Annotated in this window: 6 protein-coding genes, 1 tRNA gene and 3 pseudogenes; 5 read left to right on the plus strand and 5 right to left on the minus strand. The window is 63.0% G+C overall.

Annotation, left to right across the window (positions count from 1 at the left end):
* The 4 genes and pseudogenes from JWP90_RS12795 to JWP90_RS12810 form a co-directional block, all read left to right on the plus strand.
* Window positions 1–188, plus strand: a pseudogene (locus JWP90_RS12795) (ribonucleotide-diphosphate reductase subunit beta); the annotation flags it as partial.
* Window positions 189–423: 235 nt separating this feature from the next.
* Window positions 424–501, plus strand: a tRNA-Thr gene (locus tag JWP90_RS12800).
* Window positions 502–581: 80 nt separating this feature from the next.
* Window positions 582–725, plus strand: a pseudogene (locus JWP90_RS13220) (hypothetical protein); the annotation flags it as partial.
* Window positions 726–888: 163 nt separating this feature from the next.
* Window positions 889–1,215: a hypothetical protein gene (locus JWP90_RS12810; RefSeq protein WP_297364914.1), complete on the plus strand. Its 327-nt coding sequence runs from the start codon at window positions 889–891 to the stop codon at window positions 1,213–1,215.
* Window positions 1,216–1,346: 131 nt separating this feature from the next.
* Here the strand turns inward: JWP90_RS12810 and JWP90_RS13225 are convergent.
* The 5 genes and pseudogenes from JWP90_RS13225 to JWP90_RS12835 form a co-directional block, all read right to left on the minus strand.
* Window positions 1,347–1,583: pseudogene (locus JWP90_RS13225) on the minus strand (IS3 family transposase); the annotation flags it as partial.
* 26 nt (window positions 1,584–1,609) lie between these two features.
* A complete protein-coding gene (locus tag JWP90_RS12820) occupies window positions 1,610–2,524 on the minus strand; it encodes a carbohydrate ABC transporter permease (protein ID WP_297364918.1) in 915 nt (304 codons plus the stop codon).
* Window positions 2,521–3,468 (minus strand): carbohydrate ABC transporter permease, encoded by a 948-nt coding sequence (locus JWP90_RS12825; RefSeq protein ID WP_297364921.1) that lies wholly within the window; start codon window positions 3,466–3,468, stop codon window positions 2,521–2,523. The genes JWP90_RS12820 and JWP90_RS12825 overlap by 4 nt, the downstream gene beginning before the upstream one ends.
* 1 nt (window position 3,469) lies before the next feature.
* Window positions 3,470–4,789, minus strand: a complete 1,320-nt coding sequence (locus JWP90_RS12830; protein ID WP_297364924.1) for an extracellular solute-binding protein — start codon at window positions 4,787–4,789, stop codon at window positions 3,470–3,472.
* A gap of 39 nt (window positions 4,790–4,828) precedes the next feature.
* Window positions 4,829–6,979, minus strand: coding sequence for an alpha-galactosidase (locus JWP90_RS12835; protein ID WP_297364927.1), 2,151 nt, complete (start codon window positions 6,977–6,979; stop codon window positions 4,829–4,831).
* A gap of 149 nt (window positions 6,980–7,128) precedes the next feature.
* Between JWP90_RS12835 and JWP90_RS12840 the strand changes: the two genes are divergently transcribed.
* On the plus strand, window positions 7,129–8,176 hold a 1,048-nt coding region (locus JWP90_RS12840; RefSeq protein ID WP_297364930.1), incomplete at its 3' end, for an ROK family transcriptional regulator.

Raw genomic sequence — 8,176 nt, forward strand, 5'->3', positions numbered from 1 at the left:
CCAACAAGGCGCTGATGAACCTCGGCTACGAGCCGATGTTCCCGAAGACGGTCACCGACGTGAACCCGGCGATCCTGTCGGCGCTGTCACCGAACGCTGACGAGAACCACGACTTCTTCTCGGGGTCTGGGTCGTCTTACGTCATCGGCAAGGCCGTTGTCACCGAAGACGAGGACTGGGACTTTTAGAGCCCCACAACACGCACGGCCCATAAACAGGCCGTTGAGAGGCCCGGGCCCGCAGGATTCTGCGGATCCGGGCCTCTTTTGTGCCTTCTCTCGATAGACAGACGAGGACTGAAATGGACATGAATTGCCGTTCGGTCGGGCATGCGGGGGGCACGTGCGTACCTCTTACATGTGCCAGGGGCTCGCAACGGGGCCGATTTTTGACTCGACGTGGCGCTGACCTCGCGCCCGGCCAGCAGCCTTAGCCCAGTCGGGGAGAGTGTTTTCACTCGTAATGAAAAGGTCGTGGGTTCGATTCCCACAGGCGGCTCCAATTTCACCCAACTGATCAGAAATTTGGTCGTCCCGGACGGGACGGGAGATTTTGGCTCAGCGGCCACTTATTGGCCACAAATGGCGCTCGGTGGTGTGTTTCGCGTCAACGCAACGTCCCATCACGGGTGGTCGCGACACGTCTCGGGAGATCGTGTCGGCGTCGCTCCGCAGACCATCTACGACCTGCGCACCGCCGGTCGCGGCCCGCGAGCCGTTCACGTCGGACGTGAGCGGCGGTATCGGATCTCTGAGATCCGAGCGTGGCTGGATCGCCAGTCCGATCCGGTCGGCGCCCGAGACGGAGCGGCCATGCCCGGCAGGCCGTGCACCCGGCTCGATCAGCACGATCGCCAGCGGATCAAAAGCATTCAGCGCGAGCACGCGGGTGCGCGACAGAGACGGGCAACTGCGCCGGGTCGCGGCACGGGGAACGACCAAGGCAAGAGCGGTCGCCGCACTCAAGGCCAAGCTCGCCGATCACGAGCAGTCCGGCGCAGCGGGGGAGACTGTGACGGCGGACATGCCCTTCGCGGAACTTGCCCGACTGTTGCTCGAGGACATCAAGATCGATCCCCGCCTGTCCGACGGGGCGAAGGCAGTCTACGAGAGCGAGTTGCGGACGATCCGGCACTCGGCCCGTTCGTGGCGTTCTGGCGGTGTCTTCCCCGGTCCTAAGCCCGACGGTCAGCTACGTGAATCGCACTGGGTTTGATGGAGGCCTCACTCTCACGCGGCCAGGGGTTTCTGGGCGTGAGTTCGGTGGTACTCGGTTTCGTATTCTACGGGCGTATGGTGCCCAGTGGACGGGTGCGAACGCCGGTAGTTGAAGGTTGTCACGGTCCGGCGACGGCCCCGGAGTGCTCCCGAGATCCCAGCTACTCGCATCAGCTGAGCAACCCAGTCACGGCCGACTTGGTGGCCGTCGCGGCGCAACGCATGCCACATCTTTGGCGCCAGGTATGGACCGCGCGATCGACATTCTCTCCGGCGAGATCCGCCGCGCGATGGGTGTCTCCAGGTCTGACGTCGCTTAGCCTTCGAGTTGTGCCTCGGAGCGGTACAAGGCCCCGAACCAGAAATGGTTCTAGCGGACGCGTGGCTTTCGGTTACTTAATCGAGCCTCGCGTCACGCCGGAGATGACCCAGCGTTGCGCAAAAATGTACACGAGCAGGAGCGGGGCCATCGCCATGAGGTATGACGCGAACGCGACCGTGTAGTCGGTGTTGAACTGGCCCTGGAACACGTATTGCGCGAGTTGCAGAGTGCGATCGCCGGGATCGCTCAGGATGACGAGTGGCAGGATGAAGTCGTTCCACGCCCACACGCAGGTCAGGATGCCCACCGTCGCGTTCATCGGCCCCAGGAGGGGGAAGATGATCGACCAGAACACGCGCCATGTGCTCGCGCCATCGACAGTGGCTGCCTCCTCGAGCTCGATCGGAATTGTCCGGATGTATGCCGTGTAGATGAACACGTTCAGCGACAGCCCGAACACCGTGTAGAGGATGATCATTCCGACCTGGTTGTCGATGCCCAGAAGAGACGTCTGTTTGACGAGCGGAAGCATGATGATCGGGAACGGGATGAACAGTGCGGCGAGCAGGTAGAAGTACGAGGTTCTAAAGAATCGCCGGTGGATGTTTCGCGCGATCGCGTAGGCGACGATGGAGTTGCTGAGCAGCGTGAGCACCAACGCGCCGACGGTGATGAGCCCGGTGTTGAGAAGCGCCTGGGGAAAGTTAGTACGGGTCCAGGCGTCAGCGAAGTTCTCCCAGCGCACGGTTGTCGGCCACTCGAATCCGGTGCCCGTCGCGATCTGGTCGGGTGTCTTCAGTGCCACCATCACTGCGAGGTAGAGCGGGATGAGCACGGTGAGTGAGCAGACCGCGATGAACGCGGTTGCCCACCAGTTGATCTTGCGGGTGTCTTCTTGCGACTCACGGAATCGCCGCCGACGGCGAGGGCCCTCGTTTTCTGAAAGCGCCGTTGCCTGCGCTGGCGTGTTGGTCACGGTAGTCATCCGAAGTCCGCCTCTCTGCGTTGAAGTACCCGGAACTGAAGGAGTGAAACGATGGTGATTACGATCACGAAGATGACAGCGTTCGCCGTCTGGTAAGCGAACTCACCACCGGTAAAACCGCCCTTGTAGATGAGCAGCGTGATCGATTCGGTGGCCGTGCCTGGGCCGCCGTTGGTCAAGGCGACGATGTGGTCGAACACCTGGAGGAAGCCCTTGAGGCTCAGCACCATGTTGATTGTGAAGAACGCGCTAATGAGCGGAAAGGTGATCGAGCGGAACTGTCGCCACGATTTTGCCCCGTCGAGGGATGCCGCCTCGTAAAGCTCATGGGGAATTGTCTGAAGTCCCGACAGGTAAATGATGATGGCGAAAGCACATGCCTGCCACACAGCGAGGATCACGATCGGCAGCCAGGCCCATTCAGGGTTCGACAGAATGTTCTCTGCCACGAGCGGGATGTTCGGCAGCAGCCTCGGGAGCGAATTCGAGAACAGGAACTGGAACACGTAGCCGACGACGAGGATCGCCAGGACGTACGGCACGAAGTAGATGCCCCTGAATGCGTTGCGGCCAACAATCTTTGCGTTCAGTCCCATCGCAATAGCCAGTGAGATGACGTTGGTGAGGATGGTCGCGGCGATCGCGAACCCGAACGAGAACCCGTATGCCGCAAGGACCCGGTCATCCCGGAAGAGGTTCGCGTAGTTCGCGAAGCCTACGAACTCCCATGTGCCGAACCCGGGGTAGTTGGTGAAGCTGAAGAAGATGCCCACCAGGACCGGGAGGGTATGAAAGAAGGCGAAGAGCGCGAGCGCCGGCCACACCATCCAGTAGAACGCGGGAGCCGCGCGCCCTTCGGCGCGAGCCGTCAGAGGCCGTCGGCCTCTGACGCGTCGCGAGCCGGCCGTGACGATCGCCTCTGTCTTTGTTGTCGCGGTCGACATGTCACTCTCCGCTTCGGATCGTTCGACGGGCTACTTTGCTCCACTCGTTGTCGAGCGTTTTGAGCGCAGCATCCACGTCTCCGTCAAAAAGGAACTGCTGGATGACCGCCGCCAGCGGGATGCTCGGCGGAATCTGATGGTCGATGAAGCCGGTAATCTTCTCATCGTCGAAGTAGGGCTTCACTGACTGAAGCGCCGGATCGTCGCTGATCTCGGCATCCACCACCGACGGGACCATGAGCTGAGAGGCCGCGAAGTCCTCGAGCACCTGGGCCTCGAACAGATAGTCGACGAAGCGCTTTGCTTCGTCGAAGTGTGGCGTGTCCTTACCAATGAGAACCGTGACGTCGACGCCGGAGACCAGGAGCCTCTCGTCGGGGGAGTCGGCGGCAGGGTACGGGAAGATCGCTGCGTCGATGTCGGGGTTGATGCCCTTTACCGGGTTGATCGCCCAGATCCCCTGCATGAGCATCGCGACCTCGCCGTTCGCGAAGGCGGCGTTGCCGTCGTCGTAGGTGCGGCCACGATAGCCGTCCTGGGCGTACGAGAATAGTTCGGCCTGCTGTTCGAGGGCCGTTGCGAAGTCCTTTTCGAACGACACTTCGGAGTTCGGACCGACGTTCTCGCCTTCTTCACGCATGGTGTCGAAGAAGTCGCCCTGGGCCGGGTACGCACCGAGCGCGTTGAACGACGGCATTGCCGTCCAGCTGTCGGCGAGCGTGCCGAAGAACGGCGTGATGCCTGCCGTCTCTAACTTCTCGCAAACCTCGATGAACTCGTCCCAGGTTTCCGGTGGTTCCAGTCCCTGCTCCTCGAATATCGTTCGGTTGTAGATGACCCCGTTGGCGTTGTTCACATAACCGAGTGCATTGACCTCACCCTTGGCGAAACCGATGTCCGCGAGAATGTCCTGCACGGCCGGGTTGATCCGGTCGAGGAGCGGATCACCGGTGAAATCGTGGAACACTCCGGCGCGCATCAGCTGGCCGAGGCCGCCGTTGCCGTTGAGGGTGATCACGTCCGGCACGTCGTTTTTCACGAGCCTCGTGCGGATAGCGGTGTCGGCGTCGGCAACCTGGTTCTGAACGACCTTGATGTCTGGGTTCTCGGCCTCGAAATCCGCGATGATCTGCGTGAAGTCCTCGAGCGCTTCTCCCTTGAACTGAAAAAAGTCGAGAGTGACAATGTTCCTGTCGCTCTGGACGGTGCACCCGGAGAGCAGAAGCGCGCCGACAACCACCGACGCCGCGAGACCGGTTCGCCGCTGGCGCGACCGTCGTTTTCTGTGCGTGTTTCGGACGGTGTTGCTGGTATCCATCATGTGCCTCCTTGCGCAATGTGGGTTACGTGCCGTGCGGGCTCAGTGGGGCTCGCTGGTCGGGGTAGTTGATAGCTCGAGTAGAACGAGCTGAGCGGGGAGAAGGACGGGGGCTTGGAGACCCACCGTACCGAGTTGCCGGCCGGTCAAGCGGATGGGCTGCTCGGCCCAGGGGAGCGGTGACTGGCCGGGTCCCGCCGATACGCTGCCGGCCAGGATCTGGACGGTGTAACGGCGGTCTGGCACCAATCCGGGGAGCGTGAAGCGGCCGGGAGGGTAGGTGACGCTGGTCGACACCTGCGTGAATGTGAAGAGAGCGGATGCCCCGTCCGTTGCCACCACGCCGCGAACGTCCGTTGTTGCATCCGCGGTGTCTCCGTGGACCAGGACACCGGAGTGGATCATCGGCCGGTGCTGCTTGTGGATCTCCACCCAGCGACGAACGGCGTCGAGGCCGTCTTCGTCGAGGGTGGTGAGGTTCCACTCGATCCCGAGGTGGCCGAAAAGAGCCACACCGGCGCTCAGGTCGAGCGACACAGTCCGTCCAGTGGAGTGGACTTTGGGGCTGGTGAGATGTGCGCCCAGAATCTCGGTCGGCACGAGCAGGCCGGTGTAGCGCTGGATCTGCAGCCTTTCGATCGGGTCGAGGGTATCGCTCGTCCAGATGCGGTCGGTGTGCTCGAGGATTCCAAGGTCCACCCGCGCGCCGCCGGAGGCACACGATTCGATTTCGATCGTGGGGTGGGCGGCCTTCAAGGCAGCGAGGAGCCGATACAGGGCGAGCACGTTGGCATGAACACGCGGTTTGCCGGAGTCGGTCGCGCCGGCCTCCAGCAGGTCCCGGTTGTGGTCCCACTTCAGGTAGGAGATGTCGTTCTCAGTGAGCAGTGCGTTGAGCCGGTCGAAGACGTATTGCCATGCGTCCGGATTGGCGAGATCGAGAACGTGCTGCTGCCGAGCCTCGACGGGCAGGTCCTCACGCCCGCGCAGAATCCAGTCGGGGTGCCGGCGGGCGAGATCGCTGTCGAGGTTGATCATCTCCGGCTCGACCCAGAGGCCGAATTCCATCCCGAGGCCTCGCACCTTCTCGATCAACGGCTGCAAGCCGTCCGGCCACACGTCGGTGTCGACGAACCAGTCGCCGAGGCCCGCCGTGTCATCGCGGCGGCCCAGGAACCAGCCGTCGTCGAGCACGAACCTCTCAACGCCGACCCGGGCGGCCCGCTCCGCGAGGTTGCTGAGGGTTTCCAGGTTCTGGTCGAAGTACACCGCTTCCCAGGTGTTGAGGGTCACCGGTCGAGGGCGTGATGGGTGGTGCGGACGGGAGCGAAGCTGGTCATGGAAGCGCTTGGCGAGGTCGTTGAGGCCATCGCCCCATGAGCCGATGGCCCAGGGGGTGGTGTATGTCTCGCCGTGACCGAGTACGAGTTCGCCGTTGATGAGCAGTTCCCCTGCGCTGAGGAATGCGTCGGCCGTCGGCGTGCGCTCGGCGAGCAACCGGTGGTTGCCGCTCCATGCAGTGTGCACAGCGTAGACGAGTCCCCGCTCGAAACTGAACCCAGGGCGCCCCGCCGCGAGCAGCAGGCTCGCGTCAGAGCCTGGCCGCCCGCGACGGCTTTCCCGCAGGTGGGTGCCGATTGTGAACGCGTGTCGCTGCGGTGAGCGCTCGCGGAGATGGCGCCCTGTTGTGTCCAGCAGCTCGGTTACGTCCTGGGGAACCGGGAAGGTGGGAGCGAGGGCTGTGAGTGAGTACGGTTCGTCTGATCGGTTCGCCAGTGCGATGCGCTGGCGAAGGAGCCCTGCTGGGGTGACCTCAACGGTGATCGTGGCCTCGAGTCCGGCGGCGTCGTCTCTCGCGGTGACGACCAGGGTGGCGGATGCCGCGTCGACGTCGATAGCGGCGCTTTCGAGCTTGGTCGAGAAGAAGCGGCCCGCCCGATGCCCGGCGAGGCCGGGGGTGCCCAGCCATCCCGATGATTCCTGCGGAATGAGCGTGAGCGGGGCGGGCTGGTCGAGGCTGCCGGAAACGCGCTGTGGACGAGCAGTAGTTGCAAGCGCGTTAAGTTCGTCGGAGTTGAGGTCGCCCAGATCGGGGCCCCAGAAGACGATGGTCGGAAGCGGTCCACGTTCAGTGTCGAGAACGGCGCTGGTGCCCCCATTGCGGAGGTGGATCACGGAAGTGCGGCTTTGCATGAGTTATTTCTACGATAAAAATAACCCACTGTCAACCGCAATAGATCGTTAGGTAAGCGGGGCTGTGCGCGCGGCTTCTGGCAGAATGCCGGTGTGTTTCTGCGCTCATTTATGTCAGGATGGAAAGAAGCAACCCTGTGGAGGACCCGATGACGAGCCTTCTGGACCAGGATGCAAGTGAAACCGCCCGTGATCTCGCGCGAGCCGTGATCATCCACGGTCCCATCTCGCGTTCCGAATTGGGACGTCGACTCCATCTCTCGCCGGCCAGCCTCACTCGGCTCAGCAAGCCGTTCATAGAGCGCGGGCTCTTCTTCGAGGCGTCGGAAGTGTCGGTCGGGCCGGGGCGTCCGGCCCGACCCCTTGACGTGCGCGTTGAGGCACGTCGTTTCGTCGGAGTGAAACTCACTGGCGAAGCGGCGGTTGCTGTGCTTACTGACCTGCGCGCGACCGCCCTGAAACGTGCGGAGCGCCCGCTCCTCGATCATCAGGTTGAGACGGTCGTTCGTGCTATTGCGGAGCTGGTGGCGGAGCTGCGACGCCCTGACTTCGCGATCGATTTTCTCGGGGTCTCGGTGGGTGGCAACGTTGCCGAGCAGCGCGTGGTGACGCGGGCGCCGTTCCTCGACTGGCGGAACGTTGATCTCGCCGGTCATCTGGAGGCCGAGCTCGGCTTGCCCGTCGCTGTCGAGAACGACGTGGTGGCGCTCACGACCGCGGAACACTGGTTTGGCGCCGTGCGAGGTGCGCCCGCCTTCGCGGTGGTGACGATCGGCGCGGGAGTGGGCTACGGGCTGGTGTTGCACGATCGTGTGGTGAGCACTGCCGACTCCGGGCTGGGGTTGGGTGGACACCTTCCGCTAGATCCGAGCGGGCCGCTCTGCATGCAGGGTCATCGTGGGTGTTCGACAGCCATGCTCTCCATCCCGAGCATCAAAGCGCAGGTCGCAACGGCACTAGGGCGCGAAGTTACCTACCAAGAAGTGCTCGACCTCGCCCGAGCGAGCCATCCGGTCGCCGCGGCAGTCACGGAAGCAGGAGGACGTGCGCTGGGCCGGATGATGACCATGATCGCCAACATTGCGATGATCGACACGATCGTGCTCGCCGGCGACGGAGTCGCACTCTGGGATGTCGCCAGTAAGGCTGCGATCGAGGCAATGCGGATCGACCGCGACCCTGAAGCCTCGCCGATTG

This window comes from Mycetocola sp., from assembly GCF_025464835.1.
Lineage (GTDB): Bacteria > Actinomycetota > Actinomycetes > Actinomycetales > Microbacteriaceae > Mycetocola_A.